A 21063-nucleotide genomic window follows, 5' to 3' on the forward strand; every position below is an offset into this window, starting at 1 on the left:
GGCCGACGATCGCTGCGCGATACGATGGTGCAAGTGCTGACGCTGGCGGGCATTGGCGGTGCACTGGCGCTCGCCCTGTTGCTGACGCTGGTCATCTCCCCCAGTTTCAGCCGCTTGGAAGAGCAGGCGGTGCAGGATTATCGCCAACGTGCAGTCGTAGTCCTGAACGACTTTTCCGAGACGGCCGAGATAATCGCGCGCGATCACGCCAGCATCGCACGCACGCTCCAGAATCGGCCTGATCGGGACAATAATGCAGCCATGGCGGAGTGGTCCCGCGCCGAACTCGCACAACATGCCGTGGAGGGAGCCGCCTACCGCCCGGCGGCCGATCGTCAATGGTATGTCCGATGGCGGCCCGCGGTCGACGACACCCAAGGCTTGGCGGTTGAGGCCGGATTAGGGCGAACGCTGGCAAGCGGTTCCGTCGACCGCCTGTTGCGGGATCGCGGCGCGGGGCATTTCTATGTCTTGATCGATGGCCGCGTGCTGGCGGTGGGCGTCGCCCAGGTCCCTGGGCAGGACGGGCCGCGGGGTGCCGTCGCGATCATTCGGCAACTGAGCGCGCACCGTCTGTCGGCCGCACTGGGCAAGGCTGCGCAGCTTGAGGAAGCGTCGACGAGCCCTAGGACGCAGGTCACGTCCGGGCGGGAGTTCGTCGAAATCGCCTTGCCCGTAAAGGGTATCGGCGAAACGCCAGTAGCGACCGCCCGTTTCCGGTTTTCGCGCCAGGTCATGTTGCTCGGGCAGCGCGTGTTGCTGCTCGCCACCGCAGGTTCGGTCCTGCTGCTGTTCTTCCTGCTCCTGATGCTGCGTCGGGGCATCGGATGGCTGGTCCTGGCACCGCTCGACCGGGTGGAGCGGCATATGCAGCGGGTTCGCGTCTCGGGCACCTTGCTGCCCTTTGAAGGGAAGGACGAACGAGACGACGAATTCGGTTCGCTCGGCCGCAGCTTCAACGCGATGCTCAGCCAGCTCAAGGATCTCCGCGAACGGAATGAAATCCAGAGCTTCGCCCTGGGCCGCTCCGAAAGCGCTGTTGGGGTGTTGCATAATGTCCGCAACGCGCTGTCGCCGCTGGGCACGATCCTGAGCCGGAATCCCAACGACCCGAATGAGAATGACCGGGCGCTCATCGATCGGGCGTTGGCGGAACTGCGTCGTGCCGACATCGCATCCGACCGTCGCGAGAAGCTCGTGACCTTTATTCGGACTGCGTTCGATGCCGAGGCGGGGGCGCGGGATGCCGTTCGGCGTCAGCTCGACATCGGCCGCGATGCGATGCGCCAGACGCTTGAGATCATCGGCGCGCAGCAGGCAAGAGCGCATGAGCGCCCTGAACGCGAGCGATGTGATGTGACCGAGATCGTCGCGCGCAACGCCACCATCGCCCGCTATGCGCAAGGCGTGTCGATCCGGTTCACCTTCCCGACCCATCCGGTGCCGGTCATCGCCAATCGCCTGATCCTGAGCCAGGTCATCGGAAACCTGCTCGCCAATGCGGTCGAGGCGATCGTCGCGACCGGGCGCGATCGTGGCGCGATCACCGTCGACATCGCGACGAGCTCAGACGCACGCGTGACCTTGCGCATCATCGACGATGGCGAGGGGTTTGATCCGACCGAGCAGACCCGGTTGTTCCAGCCGGGTTTTTCCACCCGTACCGAGAAGTCGGGTGGCCTGGGGCTCCACTGGTGCGCCAATTCGATGGCGACCATGGGTGGGAGGTTGGAATTGCGGAGCGCAGGGAAAGCCATGGGAGCGGTGGCGATCCTAACCCTCGATGCCGCTGGCCCGGCGGACGACACCACCGGGCTGGCCGCCTGACCGCGAAGGCGGGTCGGAACGACGGCATGTCCTCGTCAGGGTATCCCTCCGCCTGATGATGGATCAGGTCGTCACCCAACTCCGCAGGTTCATGACAGCCTGTCGGGAAGTGCCGGCGGCTCCAGTATCTCGATGATCTTGTTCCCCAGTTCGGTCATGACGAATGGTTTGGTCATGACCGCCATACCGGGTGCCAGATGCCCGTTGCCGACGGCTGCATTTTCCGCAAAACCGGTCACGAACAGGATTTTCAGATCGGGGCGCAATTCCCGCGCGGCATCGGCGACCTGCCGGCCGTTCATCCCGCCCGGCAGGCCGACATCGGTGATCAGCAGGTCGATCGGGACCGCGGATTGAAGGACCTTCATGCCGGAAGGGCCGTCCTCCGCTTCGATGGCGGTATAGCCAGCGTCTTGCAGAACCTCGACGATCAGCATCCTGACCGTGGCTTCGTCATCGATGACCAGTACCGTTCGCCCGGTGCCGTCGTCCATGATCGCTTCGTCCGGCACCTGATCGTCACCGACTTCGCCCAGGTGGCGCGGAAGATAAAGGCACATCGTTGTCCCATGTCCCTCTTCGGAATAGACGCGGATCTGGCCCCCCGACTGGCGAACAAAACCGTGGATCATGGATAGCCCCAGACCAGTGCCCTGACCGATCGGCTTCGTCGTGAAGAACGGGTCGAAGATGCGGTCTCGGATATCCTTGGGAATGCCCGTGCCGCTGTCGGTGACGCAGATCGACAGATACTGGCCGGGCGGCAATTGCCGTTCGCGGGCACCACGATCGTCCAGCCATTTGTTGGCGGTTTCGATCGTCAGCCGCCCGCCGGTCGGCATCGCATCGCGTGCGTTGATCGCCAGGTTCAGGAGCGCGCTTTCCAACTGCGCGGCATCGACCCTGGCAGGCCAGAGGCCACCGGCCCCCACGACCTCGACCTTGATCGCGGGGCCCACCGTCCGACGGATCAAATCCTCCATCCCGAACACCAGCCGGTTGATGTCGGTCGGCTTCGGATCGAGCGTCTGCCGCCGGGAGAAGGCCAGCAGTCGCTGCGTCAGCGCGGCGGCCCGCTGCGCCGATGTCTGGGCGCCGTTGATGAACCGATCCAGGCCATCGACGCGGCCGCTCGACAGGCGGCGCTCGATGATTTCCAGGCTGCCGATGATGCCGGCGAGCAGATTGTTGAAATCATGGGCAATACCCCCGGTAAGCTGGCCGACCGCTTCCATTTTCTGCGCCTGGCGAAGCTGTTCCTCGGCCTCGACAAGGCGGGCCTGGTCGCGCAGCCGGTCGGAGACGTCGACGGCATATTGAAACGCGCCGACGAAATGGCCCATGCGGTCATACAGCGCATTGTAGCGCAGTTCGTAGCAGGGGCGGGCTCGGTCGGGGTCGCCAAACGCCTCGACGATCGAGAAATTCTCGCCCGCCAGGGCACGGCGCCAGATGGCGAGCACGGCTTCGCGATGTTCGGGCATCTGCTCCATCAGGTCGGGCAGATGATCGCCCACCTTCGGCCGCACGCCGAAAATCCGCGCGAATTCGTCGGCATAGGCGGCGTTCAGCGCGAGATAGCGGAATTCGGATGAGATCACCGCGATCAGCGCGTCGGTATTCTCGATGACGTCCGCCCACAATTTGCGTTCGGCCACGGCTTCCTCGACGCGCAGTTCGAGCGTGTCGTTGATCTCGCGCAGCTGCAATTCGGCCTGCCGCCGGGCGCTGACATCGTTGAACAGGATGGCGACCCGGTTCGCGTCTGGCGCTCCGATCCGCAGCGCATGGACATCGAACCAGCGGCCCATCACGTCCGACCCGCTTTCAAAGCGGACGGCCTCGCCGCTGCGGGCAACATGGCCATAGCGATCGAACCAGGATTGCTCGAGACCGGGCACCAGTTCGCGCGCGGTCCGGCCGGTGGCATCGACCAGCCCCGTGTGTCTCTCAAAGGCCGGATTGGCCTCGATGAATCGATAGTCGACGGCGTGGTCGCCCTCGAACTGCATTTCGACAATGCAGAACCCGACTTCGATCGACTCGAAGAGGGTGCGATAGCGTTCCTCGCTGATCCGCAACGCGTTCTCGGCTTCGCGGCGCTCGTTGATGTCGATGACCGAGCCGATATAGCCCAGAAACTCACCTTCCGCGCCGAAGCGCGGCGACGCGGCATCGATCGCCCAGCGATAGCTGCCGTCGCGGTTGCGCAGCCGGTATTCCAGCCGGAACGCCCTGCGCGCGGCATTGGCGGCGAGGAACATGTCGCCCGACCAGCCCCGGTCGTCGGGATGAACGGCATCCAGCCAGCCCAGCCCATGGGCCGCATCCTCGCATTGCCCGGTGAATTCATACCAAGCGCGGTTCAGATAGGTGCAGTTGCCGGTCGCATCCGTGACCCACATCATGACGGGTGCGTGGTCCGCCATGTTGCGGAACCGCGCCTCGGACTCGCGCAGCGCGGCGTCGCGCGCACGGCTGGCGGTGATGTCGCGCGCCTCGATGATCGTGCCCACGGGGCGCCCATGGTCGTCGAGCAGCGGACTGGCGGTGAAGCGGACGGGATAGAAGCTGCCGTCCTGCCGGACGAACAATTCCTCGCCCTCCATTTGCGATCGCTCGGGAAAGGCCCGGTCGATCGGGCATTCCTCCAATGGGTAATGTGATCCGTCGGGCCGGGTGTGATGCAACACGTCGTGCAACGGCCGTCCGGTCATCTGCGGCAGCGAATAGCCCGTCAGTGCCTCCGCGGCCGCGTTCGCATAGACGCAGTGCTGATGCTCATCCATCAGGAACACGGCCATGCGGGTGTTGTCGAGCACGGCGTTCAGGCGGCGTTCGCTTTCGCGATGCGCCTGGTCCGCTGCGACGCGCCCGGCGATCTCGGCCTCCAATTGCCGGGTTCGCTCCTCGCGCATCGCGATCTCATAGCGTAGATCGAGCTGCGCCATGACCTGGCGTGCCAGCAGTTGCAGGGTGAAGCGCTGTCTTTCGGTAATGCCTTCGGGGCGCGGCTTGGTGTCCAGCACGCACAGGGTGCCGATCGGCAGCCCATCGGACGTTTCCAGCAGCGCACTGGCATAGAAGCGGAGCCGAGGATTTCCCGCGACGAGCGGGTTTCGGATGAACCGTTCATCCTTCAGGGTATCGGGTACGACGAACAGACCGGGTTGCAGGATCGCATGCCGACATAGCGACGCATCGAGCGGCAGGCTGTCCGTTCCGACCCCGATCTCCGCCTTGAACCACTGCCGATCGGCCGCGATGAAGTTGATCACGGCGATCGGCGCCTCGAACACGTCGGCGATCAGCCGGACGACATCGTCAAAGGCGGGGTCGCGGCCCGTGTCGAGAATGGCATAGCGATCCAGCGCCGCAAGCCGGGCGTCTTCGTTCCAGGCCGGAAACGGCCCTTCGTCCTTCGATCGTGTCACTGGGGAATCGGAGCCTGATTGTGGATGCGCATTTTTGTTGAACCGAACCAGATTGGTCGCCTTCGATCAACGCTTCGCTGTCCAATTTCGATGCAGCCCATATGCAATGTCGTAGCTGCACGAATGGGTAACGCAGACTTTTCCGTGAGCGACCTCTGTCGGGACCGAGGAATGGCTGCGGATATCGTGATCCTCTGACAGACATCAGATGGGTGGGGTGTATGGCCACCCGTCAATCTCGTCCATCTCGACCACCCGGTGCTCCCGGGCGCTGATTTTCGCCGCCACACCCATCGCAACCGCACGCAAGCCATACTGCGCGGAAACCTGAACCGCTCCATCGCCGCGAACCGCGTCGGCAAAGTCGATGGTGGTGAAGCCGTTGTCGATGATGTCGGGCTTCTGACCATCATAACGCTCGTCCTGATGGTTCACGTCCATCGCGCCCGAGCAATAGACTCGCACCGGCTCAGACCCAACGGTCACACGCATCAGGTCGAAGAGGTGGCAGCATTTCTCCACCATCGTACCGCCGGTGTTGCGGGCGAAGCGGTTCCAGTCGCCGACCTTGGGAAGGAAGGGGAAGCGATGTTCGCGGATCGAGAGCATGCGGAGCTGGCCGACGCGTCCGGCGTGAATGGTGGTGATGAAGGCAACGGCCGGGGGCATGAAGCGATATTCCATCCCCGTCCAGAAGGGGCGCGAACGCCCTGCCGCCTGATCGACGATCCAGCGGGCGTCTGCGACCATCCGCAACTTCAACTGCCCGGTCGGCGCACCGGTCAGCTGCAACATCGACGGCACTTTTGGCGGTACCGTGCGCTTCGTGCCGCGTGACGACCGGCGCTATGCGGGGCTTTTGCTGCGAAAGGATTTCTGAGACCGACGGGATGACGCTCGGCCGCTTCTTCTCCGGTGTTTGTCAGGCCGAGGGATGATCTGGCCGATCCGAAGGTGATGGGCGGACACTTACAATCGCGTGAACGCAGGGGGTACGACGATTAACCCGACCTTATTTGATCTTGCCTAAGGTATCCGCCGACGGATGGTGGAATGAAGCGCGATAGAATCCTTTCTTCGGCGATTTGCCTGCTTTTTATGGTTTGGCCCCTGCAGGCCTTCGCAATGTCCGCCGACCCCTGGTCGGCCTGGCGTTGGACGTCATTCGATAATCTCGGTGAGTCGGTGGGGTTGCCCCATATCACGACGACCGCGATCGCCCGGGCGCGGGACGGAACGATGTGGATCGGAACGCGCGGGGGACTGACCCGCTATGATGGGCAGCGCGTACGCGTGTTCAAGCAGGTCCAGGTCGATCCACACTCGCTACCCGACAATTATGTTCGTGCGTTGATCGCGCTGCCCGATGGCGGGGTCCTGGTCGGAACCAATGTCGGTGGATTGGCGCGTTACGATCCGCAAAAAGGCTATTTCGTCCGGCTGAAGGCCATGCGGGGCCATATCGGTTCGCGGATATTCGGCTTCACCTCGGACGGCGCGGGGGGCGCCTATGTGGCGTCGGACGGTGGGGTCCATCGATATCTGGCGAGTTCCGACGCGATCGATCCGATGGCGGAAAGTGCCATCCCATCCGCGAATGGGCAGCATCAGGGCGCTTTCGCCGTCCACCGGGACCCCGACGGAACCCTGTGGGCCGGGTGCGAGCAGGGCCTTTGGGTCCTGCGTCCTGGCGCACATCGCTTTGATCCGGTGCCACTGGCCGGCAACAGGCTGACGGGCGATGTATGGGCGATCATGCGCGACCGGCGCGGTCAACTCTGGGTCGGGACGGGGGCCGATGGCATCTTCCGATCGACGGGTGGGGGCAGCCAGGTGTCGTTTCGGCAGGACCCGATGTTGGCGGGCAATGCACCGCTGATAGGACATCGCACCATCCGGGCGATCCTGGAGGATCGGCAAGGCCGTGTCTGGATCGGCACAGACGGGATGGGCATCGTGTTGGTCGATCCCTCCCGGCCCTCGGCCGTGACGGCATTGCGCCGGATTCCCGCCAACCCCTTTTCGCTAGCTGGCGACACGGTGCGCTCGCTGGCGCTCGACGGAAATGGCGGCGTGTGGGCGGCGACCGAACTGGGGGCCTCGCGGGCAAGCCGTCGCGACGATGCCGTCCTGCGAATTGGATCGGCGATGACGAATGCGCGCCTTTCGCTCAGTGACGATAATGTGCGCGGAATCCTGATCGACCGCCGCGGCCGGATCTGGCTGGGTCTCAGCAGCGGGGCGATCGACCAGTTGGATCGGGATGCGGGTCGCGTTCGCCACCTGACGTTGAATGGTCATCATTCGGGACAGGACATCAAGGCGCTGATCGACGCATCCGACGGGTCGATCCTGGTCGGTGCGCGGGGTCTGGTCGCGATCGACCCGATCACCCTGGCGCAGCACGACGTTCCCATTCCTGAACTCGGCGGACTGCCCGTCATCTCGCTCGCCGAAACCGGGCGCCATCTGCTAATCGGGACATATAAGGGGCTTTACGCGCGCGATAAGGCGACCGGCCGGGTGACCTTGTACGAGCATGATCCTGCCAACCCCCGATCGCTGCCGAACAACGAGGTGATCAATATCGTCGTGGCGGGCGACGGGCAGGTGCTGGTGGCGACGCCTGGCGGGATCGGGCGGCTTGACGTGGCGAGTGGACGGTTTGCCAACTATGCCAATCGCGCGAACGATCCAGACAGCCTGCCCCAGGACTATACGGCGTCGATCGTGTCAGCGGGCCGCAATCTATGGGTCGGCACCTATGGCGGAGTCGCCTTCGGACAGTCGACGAAAAGCGGATGGCGTTTCCGCGCGATTTCCGAGGCGCATGGCCTGTCGGGCGACAATGTGGCGTCGCTGGTGCTCGACAGTCGCAGCCGGGTTTGGGCGGCGAGCGCCGGCGGCATTTCCGTCATCGACCCGGCGGCGCGCTATGTCCATGCCATGAGCCGCCGCGATGGCCTGACCATTCGCGCCTTCAACCAGCGCGCGGCGGCGCGGATGACCGACGGCTCGCTTCTCTTCGGATCGCCCACGGGGCTGACCGTGCTGCAACCCGAGACTCTTCTCAAGCGGCAGCGTGAGGCGGAGGGAGCGAACCTGATCGTCAGCGAGGCGCATGTGGATGGGCGGCGACTGCCTATAAACTCGGCGCTGCGCAATCCGACGCTGCGGCTCGGGCGGGACGGGCGAACGCTGCGGCTCGGTTTTGCACTGACCGACTATGACGCGCCGGAAGAGATCACCTACAGCTATCGCCTCGATGGGTTTGACCGCGAATGGATGGAGATTCCGGCGGGAACGCCCGCCGGTGCCACCTATACGAACCTCCCGGCAGGGAGGTATACCTTGCAATTGCGCGCGCAGGTGCCGGGTCTCGCAGCGCAGACCATCACGCGACCGATATCGGGTGCCGGGTCTCGCAGCGCAGACCATCACGCGACCGATATCGATCGAGGTCGACCCCCAATGGTATGAGACATGGCCTGCAAGGCTGGCCATCGTCACGCTGGTGCTGGTGTCGCTCGGCGGAGCCTTCTGGCTGGTCGCGGCGGTCGTCCGACGCCGCGCGTGCGTGCTGGAGGCGATGGTGCAGGAGCGGACGAGCGCGTTGCGCGTGGCGAATGCACAGCTCGATCGCCTGGCCAATACCGATCCGCTGACCGGACTGGCCAATCGCCGGACGTTGATGACCGCGATAGACGCGGCCTGCGAACGGGGGCGGCGGCTAGGCCAGGGCTTTTCCTTCGCACTGCTCGATCTCGATCACTTCAAGCGCATCAACGATCAGTATGGACACAGCGTCGGGGATGCCGTGCTGGTGGCGGTATCCGCACGGATCGAGCGCGACGTGCGGCCCGACGACCAGGTCGCGCGCTATGGTGGAGAGGAAATCGCCATCCTGTTCCGCGACACCTCGCTCGGTAATGCAGAGGCCATCGTCGAGCGGCTGCGCGAGGACATGGACGCCTCGCCGATCGCCACGGCCGACCACTTCATCGGGGTGACGATGAGCGCGGGCGTTGCGGCCTGGCGCGAAGGCGAAACCGTCGCCGAACTGATCCGCCGGGCGGACGAGGCACTTTATCGTGCCAAGCGAGGCGGTCGCAATCGTATTGAGCTTGCCACGGATGCGGCGGCCCACCTGTTGGTCTAGCGGTGTTTGACGGGAACCATCGGGACAGCAGCGCCGTTCGCCTGTCCATGCCCATACCCGCATCGATCGATCCGCTCCCGCCCGGGCCTGACACACTGACCGGCCGCCTGGTTCGGCAGGCGGGCGCGTTCGTCCTGCAATGCGATGACGGCCGCGTGATCGAGCTTCGGATGCCCCGGGTACCCGTCGATCATGTCGGCAAATCCGTTCTGCTGACCGGACGCCCGCTTGGCGAGACGCTGTGGGAAGCGGAGGGCATCCGCTCCTTCTGAGCGGACGATAATCAGTGAGCGGACGATTTGCGTGGCAGGATGTGGATGATCCCGACGATCACCGCGCCGACCACCAGCCCGACAATCGCCGATCCGATCGCCCCCACGATCCAGGCGACCACCGGCCCGGCCGCGCCGACTGTCTCGCCCGCATGATGGGCGGCGTCATGGATCAGGTGGGGGAGGGTGGTAAGCCCGAATTCTTCCATGCCGTGAACGATGATTCCGCCCCCGACCCAGATCATCGCCGCGGTTCCCACGATGGCCAGGATGCGCAGCAGGTACGGCATGCCCTTGACCAGCCCGCGCCCGACCGTTTGCGCGATCGCATTGTCTCGCTGCGCGAGATGGAGGCCGATATCGTCCATCTTCACGATCGCGGCCACCACGCCGTAAACACCGACCGTTATGGCGATACCGACCACCGCCAGCGCGATCGCCTGCGTGCCGATCGACAGATCGGGCAGTTCGGACAGCGCGATCGCCATGATCTCCGCCGACAGGATCAGGTCGGTGCGGATCGCCCCCGACACCTGTCGATCCTCCAGCAGCTTGGGATCGGTCTCGGCGACGGCCTCGTCCGCGTCATGACTGCCGGTCAGGCTTTCGAGTATCTTCTCGCTCGCCTCGAAGCAGAGGAACGCGCCACCCGCCATCAGGATCGGCGTGATCGCCCAGGGTGCGAAAGCGCTGAGCAGCAGCGCGGCGGGCAGCAGGAACAACAGCTTGTTACGCAGCGAACCTAGCGCGATCTTGCCGATGATCGGCAGTTCCCGCTGCGGGGCCAGACCGACGACATAGCGCGGCGTGACGGCGGTATCGTCGATCACCACGCCCGCGGCCTTCGCCCCGGCCCGCGCCGACGCGCCGGCGACATCGTCCAGTGATGCCGCTGCCAGCTTGGCGATCGCCGCCACGTCGTCGAGCAATGCGACCAGACCCCCTGCCATCGACCGTCCCACTTCCCTTTGTTGTTCGTGCGCTCTGCCTATAAGCTGTCCGCCACGTATGCACGGGAAAATGACGACGATGTCATCCTTTCCAGTCCAGGTCACGCCAGTGCTCGGCCAGATGGGCGATCAGGGCAGGCACCGCCGCCGGAGCGCCCTGCGGCGCGTAGAGCGCCCAGATGCCGACCGCCACCGATCCCTGATGCGGCGGGAGAATGCGCAGGAGCCGCCCGTCCGCCAGCGCACCGGAAATGTCCCACAGGGACCGCAGCCCGATGCCGGCCCCGGCCAGCACCAGTTCGCGCACCGCATCGCTGCTATTGGTCTTTATCCAGCTTTCGCCGGTGATCGTCCGTCCCGCCAGACGCCAGGGAAGTTGGCCGTTCGCGGCGATCAGCCGGTGCGAGGCCAGTTCGTCCAGCGTCTCCGGCATGCCATGCCGCGCGATATAGGCGGGGCTTGCGCATAGCACCCGGTGGTTGTCGGCAAGACGATATTGCCCCAGGCCCGGTGGCGGACCGGCGGTGATCCTGATGGCAAGATCGACGCGGCGATCGAACAGATCCACCTGATCGTCGGACAGGTCGAGGTCCAGTCGCACCGCGGGATAACGGTCGAGATAGGCGGGCAGATAGGGTGCGATCCAGAGCCGCCCGAACGAGGTCGGTGCGGTGACCCGGAGTGGCCCGGCGGGCTCGTCACCGGCATGGGCCAGCCTCGCCTCTGCCGCACGCAGCCCGGCGATCAGCGGCGCCACCTCGTCATGGAATGTCGCCCCCGCCTCCGTCATGGCGAGCCGCCGGGTCGTTCGATGCAGAAGCCGGACGCCAAGCCGCGCCTCCAGCCGGGCGATCCGTTTCGACACCATCGCCGGCGAGAGTGTCCAGGCCCGTGCGCCACCCGCCAGACTGCCTGCGCGCACCACGTCGACAAACAGGGCGATGTCGGGATCCATTCGTTCCTCCAGCGATCGACAGACTCATGATTATGGCATCTACCGAAGGGGCTGGCGATCGCCTAATCTTGGGCCTTCACCGGCCATGTCGGCTTTACGCTTGGGAGAGGGTCTGATGATCGACCGCCATGGATTGTCCATCGCTCCGGCGCTGGTCACTTTTCTGGAGGAGCGCGCCCTGCCGGGCAGTGGCGTTGCGCCCGATCGGTTCTGGCGAGGCATGGCGGACATCTTCGCTCGCTTCGCGCCGGAGAATGCCGCGCTGCTCGCCCGTCGCGACGCGCTTCAGGCGCGTATCGATGCCTGGTATCAGGGCGGCGGCGGCTCAACCGACGGCGGGGCGCAGCGTGGCTTTCTGGGCGAGATCGGCTATCTGGCTACCGATCCGGCGCCTTTCACCATCGCGCCCGAGCATGTCGATGATGAGGTCGCCCGGTGTGCCGGGCCGCAACTGGTCGTGCCGATGCTCAATGCGCGCTTCCTGCTGAACGCCGCCAATGCGCGCTGGGGCAGCCTGTACGACGCGCTCTACGGCACGGACGCGATTGCGCCGCCCCTCAAGGGGCCCGACTATGATGCCGGGCGCGGCGTGCTGGTGATCGCGTGGGCGCGGGCGTTTCTGGACGAAGCCCTGCCGATCGCGGGAAGCTGGAGGACCATAACCGATCTGGAGAGCGCCGTGGCCGCCCTTCACGAACCCGGCCTTTATGTCGGGCGGAGCCAGACGGGTTGGTTGTTCCGCCACCATGGGCTGCATATCGAGATCGTGGTCGATCGGACGCATCCGATCGGACGTACCGATCCGGCGGGGATCGCCGACATCCTGCTCGAATCGGCGATCACGACCATCTGTGACCTGGAGGATTCGGTCGCGGCGGTCGATGCGGCGGACAAGGTGGCGGGCTATGCCAATTGGCTGGGCCTGATCGACGGCACGTTGATGGCCGAGCTGGAAAAGGGCGGCCGGACGATTACCCGGCGTCTGGCGGAAGATCGCGCCTATCGCGCGCCCGACGGTACGGCCTTCACGCTGCCGGGGCGCAGCCTGTTGTTCGTTCGCAATGTCGGCCATCTGATGACCACGCCAGCCGTCCTGCTGCCCGATGGGGCAGAGGTCCCCGAGGGCATATTGGACGCTATCGTCACCAGTCTGATCGCGATGCGCGACGGCCAGGGCGGACCACGCCGAAACGGCCGGTCCGGTTCAATCTATATCGTGAAGCCCAAGATGCACGGTCCCGACGAAGCGGGCTTCGCCGACCGCCTGTTCGATGCGGTCGAGGATATGCTGGGCCTGGACCGGCACAGGATCAAGATCGGTGTGATGGACGAGGAACGCCGGACATCCGCCAATCTGGCGGCGTGTATCCATGCGGTGAAGGACCGTATCGTCTTCATCAACACTGGCTTCCTCGACCGGACGGGCGACGAGATCCACACCGCGATGCATGCCGGGCCGATGGTTCGGAAGAGTGCGATGAAGGAAAGCGACTGGATCGCGGCCTATGAGGACCGCAATGTGCAGATCGGCCTTGCTTGCGGCTTTGCAGGGCGGGCGCAGATCGGCAAGGGCATGTGGGCCACACCCGACCGGATGGCGGACATGCTGGCACAGAAGGGCGCGCATCCGGCGGCGGGCGCGTCGACCGCTTGGGTGCCGTCACCGACCGCCGCCACCTTGCACGCGACCCATTATCACCGGGTCGACGTGGCACGGCGACAGGCTGAGCGGGCCGGGGAAGCGATCGCGTCGCTTGACCGCCTGCTGACCCCGCCTATCGCCCCGTCGCCGGATTGGAGCGCGGAGGATATCGCCGCGGAACTGGACAATAATGCACAGGGTCTGCTCGGCTATGTCGTGCGCTGGATCGATCAGGGCGTGGGGTGTTCGAAGGTGCCCGATCTGAACGATATCGGCCTGATGGAGGACCGCGCCACCCTGCGCATCTCGGCCCAGCATATTGCCAACTGGCTGTTGCACGGTATCGTTTCGGCCGATCAGGTCGAGGAGACGCTCGAACGCATGGCGGCGAAGGTCGATCGCCAGAATGCCGATGACCCCGCCTATCGCCCGATGGCGGGCCGCCGCGATCTGGCCTTCCAGGCGGCACGGGCGCTGATATTCGAGGGCGTTGTCCAGCCCAACGGTTATACCGAACCGCTGCTCCACCGCTTTCGCCAACAGGCCAAGCAGACATTTGAAAAGGCCGCCTGATGCCCCTCTACGCGCTTGCCGATCGCCGTCCGGCCCTGCATCCCACCGCGTGGGTGGCCCCTTCGGCGGACATCATCGGCGAAGCGGTCGTGGCGGCGGGGGCGAGCATCTGGTTCGGCGCGGTGCTGCGCGCCGACAACACGCCGATCCGCATCGGGCGGAACAGCAATATCCAGGACGGCGCGGTCCTCCATTCCGACCCCGGCAGCCCGCTGACCATCGGTGACGATTGCACGATCGGGCACCGCGCGATCCTGCACGGATGCTCGATCGGGGATGGTTGCCTGATCGGGATGGGCGCAACCATCCTGAACGACGCGATGATCGGCGAGGGCTCGCTGGTCGGGGCGGGGGCGCTGGTGACCGAGGGAAAGATATTTCCGCCGCACAGCCTGATCGTCGGGGCGCCCGCCCGTGTCGTCCGTACGCTTGCGCCGGAGGATGCCGCCCGCCTGCGTCGATCCGCGACCGGATATGCCGAGCGTGCGCAGCAATATACCGCATGTCTCCAGCAGCTTGACGAGGATCAGTCCGGTGCGGCCGTTGACGCCGGGCCGTCACCTGCCTAGCCAAGTGGCGTGACCCCGCCCACCATCCTGATCGTCGAGGACGATCCCGCCCTCCGCACCCTGACCGCACGCGCGCTTCAGGAGAATGGATTCGCCGTCAAACTCGCCAATGCCGCACCCGAAATGTGGCAGGCGCTGGAGGTCGGGCAGATCGACCTGATCCTGCTCGACATCATGCTGCCCGGCACGAGCGGGATCGATCTGTGTCGGCAGGTCCGCCAGAAGAGCAGCGTCCCGATCATCTTCATCAGCGCCAGGGGAAGCGAGGTCGATCGGGTCGTCGGGCTGGAACTGGGCGCGGACGATTACCTGGCCAAGCCATTCGGCACCCGCGAACTCGTCGCCCGCATCCGCGCGGTGCTGCGACGCGGGGGATTGGAGAACACGCCGGGCGAGCGCGAGGCGGGGATATTGGGCTTTGACGGCTGGACCGCGAACCTGCCTCGCCGCGAACTCATGTCGCCATCGGGTGCGCAGGTCGAGTTGACCGGTGCCGAATTCGATCTGCTGGTCGCGTTCCTCGACAATGCGCAGCGTGTGGTCGCGCGTGAGCGTCTGATCGAACTGTCGCGGGCGCGGATCGGCGACAGTTCGGATCGCAGTATCGACGTGCTGGTCAGCCGGCTTCGCCGCAAGCTCTCCGGCGCCGGTGGGGCCGCCCCGATCGTCACCGTGCGGGGGGTCGGCTATATGCTCAACGTGCCGGTGGAGCGGCGGTGATCCGGCCATCGGTCGGTTTGCTGGGCCGGATCGTCGCGATCCTGTTGCTGGCGGTCACGATCGAGTTCGCGGTTTCCACCTATCTGTACGAACGCGCGAGCCATGTGCTGGTCCGCGATGACGAGGCTCGCCGGCTGGCCGAGCATCTGGTCGTCGCGCGGCGCATCCTGAACGAGCGTCAGCCTGTCGAACGGCTTGAGGCCACGCGCGAACTGACCACGGACCGGTACATCATCGGCTGGTCGGCCGAGACACCACCTCGTCCTCCCATCGCGCCGGCGATGGACGGGATGAGGAGCCAGATCGTCGATTGGGAACCGTCGCTGGCATCGACCGACATGCATTTGCGGCTGACCTCTCCGGGGCGGACATCGGTGGTGTCGGGCGACCTGGCGCTGGATGACGGCTCCCTCCTGAGCTTTCGGATGAGGGAGGGGCTGCGTACCCTGGACCTGGCGTTGGGGCGGGTCCTGCTGGCACTGATCCCCGCGATCGCGCTGATGCTGGTAAGCGGCGCTTTGATCGGGCGCATCCTACATCCCCTGCGGATGCTGGCCCGTGCGGCGGACAAGCTGGGACGCGGGCAGGGGAGTGCTGGTGCTGCGCTGATCGTGCCCGAACGGGGGCCGGGGGAGGTGCGGCACGTGACGCGCGCCTTCAACCGGATGCAGGCGCGTATCGGCCGCCTGATCGACGAGCGGACTCGCGCGCTGGCTGCGGTGGGGCATGACCTGCGCACCCCGCTCGCCCGGCTTCGGCTGCGCGCGGATGCGATCCATGACGCCGACGTGCGCGAAGCGATCGGAACCGACATCGATGAGATGGAGGCGATGGTTTCCTCGCTTCTGGCCTTTCTGGGCGGGGAAGGGGATGTCGAGCAGCCGGAACTGACCGACCTCGCCATTCTCTGCGCCAATCTTGCCGACGATGCGGCCGATCATGGTCGCGACGTCCGTTATGAGGGGCCCGACCATTTCGACTGTCGGTTGCGGCGCTTCGGTATGAAGCGCGCGCTGACCAACCTCGTGGAGAACGCGCTTCACTACGGCGAGCGTGCCGTCATCAGCCTGAGTGCCGACCGACGCGATGCGGTGCGCATCCGGGTGGAGGATGACGGGCCCGGCATTCCCGAGGAGTCACTGGAGCTGGTGCTGGAACCCTTTGTCCGGCTCGACACCGCGCGTCGACGCGACACGGTGGGCTTCGGCCTCGGCCTGTCGATCGTCGCCCGCGTGGTCGCGCAGGAGGGCGGCGAACTGACGCTCGCCAATCGTCCGCAAGGTGGTCTCTGCGCCGAAATCTGCCTTCCGCACTGCCGGAAATGATTTGTCATCAATACGCTGCACGGCAGCAAAGTTAGAGGCGTATCTCCTATCCGTGAAGGAAAGGAATGCCGCGCCGATGAACGACACCCTGGACCAAACCCGTTGCGCCGTCGCGGTGACCGGATCATGTCGGGGTGTACCGCACCACATCAGGGTGGGCCGTGGGCGCTGATCGGACATCCCTCGCGACGATCACCCGCCACCCGGCGAGGTCCTTCGCGGACAAGCGGCCGGGTGACTTTTCACTCTGACATCTTTCGGGAGAAGAGCGATGACGATGGAGTTCGATTTGACCGCACTGGAATTGCAGGGTGCCCTGCTCGTGCTGGCCGTGATCATCACGTTCGCCGCGATCGAGGGCTGGAAGGCCCGCTAACGCTTTTAATGTTTCGTAAGGGCTCCCCTGCCTCCCCCCTCAGGCATGAGCCCGGTCGAAGGGGGTAGGCGGTCCGACCTCAGGGGCGGACCGCCTACCCCGCAATCGCCAGACGCCCGCGGATGGCGTCAACCAACTGCGTCACCGTATAGGGCTTGGCGAGCAGTACAGCGTCCATGTCGGCGGCTTCGGTTGCCATCCCGCCATCCCCGGTGGCAAAGACGACCGACAGGTTCGGACGCAATTGCCGCGCCCGCCGCGCCAACTCGATCCCTGACTCGCCGGGCAGGTTGATGTCGGTCACCAGCACGTCGATCTGCGCGGTCTGGAAGGCGGTCATCGCCTCTTCCGCGGTCGTGGCGTGAACGACGATGAAGTCCGCTTCCTGCAGCGTTTCGGCCGTGTTGGCACGGATCAGATCATCGTCCTCGACCAGCAATATGGTCCGGCCGTCCGCAATCGGGTGCGGGGCGTCATCGGTCGGGGCGGAATCCTCCTTTGTGATCACCCCTCCGGCCGCAGTCACGCGCCGCTGCCGCTGATTGGCGAGGACGTGCCGGAACTTCCGCGCCAGCGCCTCGCGTGTGTAGGGCTTGGACAGAAGTTCGACCCCCTTGTCCAGCCGCCCGCCATGGACGATCGAGTTCTCGGTATAGCCGGACGTGAACAGGACCGCGATATCGGGCAGTCGTTCGCGGGCCTTGCGCGCCAGTTCCGGGCTCTTGAGCGTGCCGGGCATCACGACATCGGTGAACAACATGTCGATCGGAATGCCGCTCTCGATGACGTTGAGCGCACTTTGCGCATCGACCGCCTTCAGAACGCGGTAGCCGAGGTCGGACAGGAGTTCGACCACGGTCGCGCGAACCTCGGCATCGTCCTCGACCACCAGCACGGTTTCCGTGCCGCCGGTGATCGGTCCGGTATCGACCGCGACCTCGATATCCTCGCTCTCCATCGCCCGGGGCAGATAGAGCTTGATCGTCGTGCCGTGCCCGACCTCGGAATAGATTTTCACATGGCCGCCCGACTGCTTGACGAAGCCATAGACCATCGACAGTCCAAGTCCTGAGCCCTTGCCCTCGCCCTTGGTCGAGAAAAAGGGTTCGAAGACCTTCTGGATGATCTCCTCGCTCATTCCCGATCCGGTGTCGGACACCGCCAGCATGACATATTGGCCGGGCGTAACCTCTTCATGCGTGCGGGCATAGGCATCGTCGAGATGCGCATTGCTCAATTCGATGGTCAGCTTGCCCTGGCCGTCCATGGCGTCGCGCGCATTGATCGCCAGGTTGAGCAAGGCATTCTCGATCTGGGCGGGATCGATGAAGGTGTTCCACAGGCCGCCGCCCACGATCGTTTCGATCTCCACCCCCTCGCCGATGGCGCGGCGGAGCATGTCGTCCATGCCCTGGACGAAGCGGGTGACGTTGACGACCTTGGGCTCCAACGCCTGCCGCCGCCCGAAGGCCAGCAACTGGGACGCCAGCTTGGACCCGCGCGAAACGCCCGCCATCGCATTGGCGACACGCTGTTCGGCCCGAGCATTGCCGGCTACGTCCTTGCCCAGAAGCTGGAGGTTGCCCGACACGACCTGCAACAGATTGTTGAAGTCGTGCGCGACACCGCCGGTCAGCTTCCCGATCGTCTCCATCTTCTGCGACTGCGCCAGCGCGCGTTCGGCCTGTCGACGCTCGCTGATCTCCTCGATCACGCGGCTTTCGAGCGTCTCGTTGAGCTGGCGGAGCTGCGCCTCGGCGCGTTCGCGGTGATGGACCTGCCGGGCGAGAACATCGGCCTGATCGCGCAGGGCCTGTTCGGCCGCGCGCTGTTCGGTGATGTCGGTATGGACGCCGACCCATTCGATCAGATCACCATCCGCCCCGATGATCGGCAGCGCGCGGATGGCATAGGTCCGCCACACGCCATCGTGCCGCCGGACGCGATGTTCATGGACGAACATGGCCTTGTCGGCGACCGCGCGATTCCAGGCCGCGATGCTGTCCGCGCCATCGTCGGGGTGGACGGCGTTCGCCCAGCCAAAGCCCTGATATTCCTCGCGGCTCTGCCCGGTGATCGCCGCCCAACCGGGCTGTTCCCCCACCATCTGGCCATCGGCGCTGTTGGTCCAGAGCACGCCGTGGACCGCATCCATCGCGGCGCGGAAACGACGATTGCTCCGCTCGATCGCATCGGCATGGCGCATCCGTTCATCCACGTCGAAGACCAGGATATGGAAACCGATCACCACGCCATTCTCGTCCCGGCGTGGCAAGTAGCGCGTTTCCGCCCGGCGCAGCGTGCCGTCACGGTGCTGAATGCGAACGTCCGCTACCACCGCCTCACCGACCAGCGCCCGCGCGATCAGGGGTTTCCGCTCGGCATAATCGGCCTCGGTCAGCACATCGCTGATCCGCGCGCCCAGCATCGATTCCGGGTCGACGCCCAGGAATTCGCGGTAATAGTCATTGGCGAAGCGATAGCGTTCTTCACGGTCGACAAAGGCAACCAGCATCGGCAGCGAGTCGGTGATGATCCGCAATTCCGCTTCGCTTTCGGCCAGCCTCCGCTCCGCCGCGACCCGGCCGGTATTCTCGACCACGGTGCACATCACACCGCCGACCTGACCCTGTTCCAGGTAGATGGGGGTGTAATAGAGGTCGAAGACCACATTCTCCTGCCGGCCCGCACGGGTTAGCACGAGCGGACGGTCATGAAAGGCGAAGTCCTCGCCCGCGAATCCCCGCGCCAGAATGTCGCGGTTAAAATCCCAGATTTCGGGCCAGACCTCTGGCACCAATCCGCCAAAGGCCGCCGGGTGGCGCGGCCCCGCAATGGCGCGATAGGCATCGTTGTAGATCATCACATGATCCACGCCCCACATCAGCACCTTGGCGATCGGCGAATGGACGATATTGGCGACCGTCGCACGCAGGGGCGCGGGCCAGCCCGCGATCGGGCCAAGCGAGGACTTCGACCAGTCATGGTCGCGCACCCTCTCGCCACACTCACCGCCCCCGATGAGCCAGGACGCGACATCGCAGAAGGGCTGATCGACGCGCAGCCGCTCGATCGCGGCGATCACCATCGCCTGCTCATCGGGATACAGCCCCGCCTCAAGCGACTGGCTGACATATCGTTCGAGCTGTGCCGGCAGCGACAGCGTTCGCGACAGGGAGAGAGTCATGGGCTGACGCATGGGTAAGCAAAACCGCCAAGTCAATCGGCTATGGTGCCGATCATATTGATGTCCATCAGCTTAGCACATGGGACGTCAGGATTGTTCCGCGCCGCCCTGCGGATGGTGTGGCTCGAGGATCAGCATATTGTCCTCGACCCGCCAGCTTTTCAGGCGCGACAGGAAGTTCATGCCGAGCACGTCGGTATCGCCGAAGGCGGGCGATATCACCACGGGCAGCCTGTCCGCGCGGATGGTGCCGATGCGCAGGCTGGCGATCCTCCCGGTTTGCGCCCGGATCATGCCGTTGGCGGTGTTGAGCACGACCGGAAACATAGGCGCTGCAGGACGGAGCCCTGCGGCCTTCGCGGTATCGACAGACAGGGCAGTCAGGGTCGCACCGCTGTCGATCAGCATGCGGCGGCTGGTCCCGTCGATCGAAACCCGCGCCCAGAAATGGCCATCGGGCGACATGCGGATGCGTACCGTGTCGCCAACAACACTCTGGTCCTGAAGGTTCAGGATCCGCATAGCGCGTTGAACATAGGGATCGAACTGTTCGCGCTGGTGCAGCACGGCCAGCAATAGTCCCGCCAGCAACAGCGCGCTCACCACATTGATGGCGAAGCGTAGAACGGGAACCCGGCGCGCGATCAGGCCAGCGAAGACAACGGCAAATACCAGCAATAGTGCAGGCATCGGGATGCCAAGATCGGGAAAGGTCAACGCGTCATCCTCTACCACCCTCAAAACAAGGATGATCAGGCCGGACTAGCGCATTCAATCTGTACCCGCGCTGACCGGGTGTGGCTCAGCCTCTATCCGCTTCACCCAGTTCATCGGCACTGAAGCGACGCCCGCCATACCAGCGGCGAAAGCTGCCGTCCGGTTGACGAAAATATCGATTCCCATTGTGAAGAACCGGCGCACCCAAGGATCGATAGGCCGCCCAGATTCCATAGACCATGGCGATCACCGCCAGGACCTTGATCCACTCCATCGACTCGTCCTTCTTTATTATCAAAGAGAGGCTCGCGATAAATATGGTGGTTGGCAAGAAAATACGTTGCTGCGCTGCAAGAT

14 protein-coding genes and 1 pseudogene are annotated in these 21063 nt (G+C 64.9%); 8 read left to right on the plus strand and 7 right to left on the minus strand.

Features of this window, described 5'->3' with window-relative positions; genetic code table 11:
• The first annotated feature begins 24 nt into the window (after positions 1 to 24).
• Positions 25 to 1827: a HAMP domain-containing sensor histidine kinase gene (locus ABDV78_RS00260; RefSeq protein ID WP_343525124.1), complete on the plus strand. Its 1803-nt coding sequence runs from the start codon at positions 25 to 27 to the stop codon at positions 1825 to 1827.
• An 89-nt stretch (positions 1828 to 1916) separates the two neighbouring features.
• On the opposite strand, the gene ABDV78_RS00265 is transcribed toward ABDV78_RS00260, so the two are convergent.
• A complete protein-coding gene (locus ABDV78_RS00265) occupies positions 1917 to 5261 on the minus strand; it encodes a PAS domain S-box protein (RefSeq protein ID WP_343525125.1) in 3345 nt (1114 codons plus the stop codon).
• Positions 5262 to 5465: 204 nt separating this feature from the next.
• Positions 5466 to 6008, minus strand: a pseudogene (locus tag ABDV78_RS00270) (Gfo/Idh/MocA family oxidoreductase); the annotation flags it as partial.
• A 438-nt stretch (positions 6009 to 6446) separates the two neighbouring features.
• Between ABDV78_RS00270 and ABDV78_RS00275 the strand changes: the two are divergent.
• Genes ABDV78_RS00275 through ABDV78_RS00285 form a run of 3 tightly spaced genes read left to right on the plus strand, consistent with a single transcriptional unit; the run spans position 6447 to position 9692 of the window.
• The gene (locus ABDV78_RS00275) at positions 6447 to 8741 is read left to right on the plus strand and encodes a two-component regulator propeller domain-containing protein (protein WP_343525127.1); all 2295 of its coding nucleotides are present in this window, start codon (positions 6447 to 6449) and stop codon (positions 8739 to 8741) included.
• The gene (locus ABDV78_RS00280; protein WP_343525128.1) at positions 8674 to 9420 is read left to right on the plus strand and encodes a GGDEF domain-containing protein; all 747 of its coding nucleotides are present in this window, start codon (positions 8674 to 8676) and stop codon (positions 9418 to 9420) included. Before ABDV78_RS00275 ends, ABDV78_RS00280 begins: the two co-directional genes overlap by 68 nt.
• Before the next feature lie 47 nt (positions 9421 to 9467).
• Complete coding sequence (locus ABDV78_RS00285) at positions 9468 to 9692, plus strand: DUF5818 domain-containing protein (RefSeq protein ID WP_343525130.1); 225 nt, start codon at positions 9468 to 9470, stop codon at positions 9690 to 9692.
• Between the two features lie 11 nt (positions 9693 to 9703).
• Here the strand turns inward: ABDV78_RS00285 and ABDV78_RS00290 are convergent, their stop codons facing one another.
• Together ABDV78_RS00290 and ABDV78_RS00295 are read right to left on the minus strand one after the other, a co-directional pair.
• Positions 9704 to 10642: a DUF808 domain-containing protein gene (locus tag ABDV78_RS00290; protein ID WP_343525132.1), complete on the minus strand. Its 939-nt coding sequence runs from the start codon at positions 10640 to 10642 to the stop codon at positions 9704 to 9706.
• An 82-nt stretch (positions 10643 to 10724) separates the two neighbouring features.
• On the minus strand, positions 10725 to 11597 hold the full coding sequence (locus ABDV78_RS00295) for a LysR family transcriptional regulator (RefSeq protein WP_343525134.1): 873 nt from the start codon (positions 11595 to 11597) through the stop codon (positions 10725 to 10727).
• A 115-nt stretch (positions 11598 to 11712) separates the two neighbouring features.
• Between ABDV78_RS00295 and ABDV78_RS00300 the strand changes: the two genes are divergently transcribed.
• Genes ABDV78_RS00300 through ABDV78_RS00315 form a run of 4 tightly spaced genes read left to right on the plus strand, consistent with a single transcriptional unit; the run spans position 11713 to position 16426 of the window.
• Complete coding sequence (locus tag ABDV78_RS00300) at positions 11713 to 13812, plus strand: malate synthase G (protein ID WP_343525135.1); 2100 nt, start codon at positions 11713 to 11715, stop codon at positions 13810 to 13812.
• On the plus strand, positions 13812 to 14381 hold the full coding sequence (locus ABDV78_RS00305; protein WP_343525137.1) for a gamma carbonic anhydrase family protein: 570 nt from the start codon (positions 13812 to 13814) through the stop codon (positions 14379 to 14381). Before ABDV78_RS00300 ends, ABDV78_RS00305 begins: the two co-directional genes overlap by 1 nt.
• Before the next feature lie 9 nt (positions 14382 to 14390).
• Positions 14391 to 15101 (plus strand): response regulator transcription factor, encoded by a 711-nt coding sequence (locus tag ABDV78_RS00310; RefSeq protein WP_343525138.1) that lies wholly within the window; start codon positions 14391 to 14393, stop codon positions 15099 to 15101.
• Positions 15098 to 16426: an ATP-binding protein gene (locus ABDV78_RS00315; protein ID WP_343525139.1), complete on the plus strand. Its 1329-nt coding sequence runs from the start codon at positions 15098 to 15100 to the stop codon at positions 16424 to 16426. Before ABDV78_RS00310 ends, ABDV78_RS00315 begins: the two co-directional genes overlap by 4 nt.
• Positions 16427 to 16896: 470 nt before the next feature.
• On the opposite strand, the gene ABDV78_RS00320 is transcribed toward ABDV78_RS00315, so the two are convergent.
• The 3 genes from ABDV78_RS00320 to ABDV78_RS00330 all read right to left on the minus strand — a co-directional run bounded on the left by ABDV78_RS00320 (position 16897) and on the right by ABDV78_RS00330 (position 20980).
• Entirely contained in the window at positions 16897 to 19989 is a 3093-nt protein-coding gene (locus ABDV78_RS00320; RefSeq protein WP_343525140.1) for a PAS domain-containing protein, read from the minus strand.
• A gap of 87 nt (positions 19990 to 20076) precedes the next feature.
• Positions 20077 to 20706, minus strand: a complete 630-nt coding sequence (locus ABDV78_RS00325) for a TIGR02281 family clan AA aspartic protease (protein ID WP_343525141.1) — start codon at positions 20704 to 20706, stop codon at positions 20077 to 20079.
• Positions 20707 to 20791: 85 nt separating this feature from the next.
• Positions 20792 to 20980 carry a hypothetical protein gene (locus ABDV78_RS00330; protein ID WP_343525143.1) on the minus strand — a complete coding sequence of 63 codons (189 nt, stop codon included), beginning with the start codon at positions 20978 to 20980 and terminating at the stop codon, positions 20792 to 20794.
• Positions 20981 to 21063: the final 83 nt, after the last annotated feature.

This window comes from Sphingomonas sp. (assembly GCF_039594485.1).
In the GTDB taxonomy this organism is placed as follows: Bacteria; Pseudomonadota; Alphaproteobacteria; order Sphingomonadales; family Sphingomonadaceae; genus Sphingomonas.

Coding starts and splice junctions, on each gene's coding strand:
- ABDV78_RS00330 (WP_343525143.1), bottom strand. CDS start 20,980: ATGGAGTGGATCAAGGTCCTGGCGGTGATCGCCATGGTCTATGGAATC.
- ABDV78_RS00295 (WP_343525134.1), bottom strand. CDS start 11,597: ATGGATCCCGACATCGCCCTGTTTGTCGACGTGGTGCGCGCAGGCAGT.
- ABDV78_RS00320 (WP_343525140.1), bottom strand. CDS start 19,989: ATGACTCTCTCCCTGTCGCGAACGCTGTCGCTGCCGGCACAGCTCGAA.
- ABDV78_RS00260 (WP_343525124.1), top strand. CDS start 25: ATGGTGCAAGTGCTGACGCTGGCGGGCATTGGCGGTGCACTGGCGCTC.
- ABDV78_RS00285 (WP_343525130.1), top strand. CDS start 9,468: ATGCCCATACCCGCATCGATCGATCCGCTCCCGCCCGGGCCTGACACA.
- ABDV78_RS00300 (WP_343525135.1), top strand. CDS start 11,713: ATGATCGACCGCCATGGATTGTCCATCGCTCCGGCGCTGGTCACTTTT.
- ABDV78_RS00305 (WP_343525137.1), top strand. CDS start 13,812: ATGCCCCTCTACGCGCTTGCCGATCGCCGTCCGGCCCTGCATCCCACC.
- ABDV78_RS00290 (WP_343525132.1), bottom strand. CDS start 10,642: ATGGCAGGGGGTCTGGTCGCATTGCTCGACGACGTGGCGGCGATCGCC.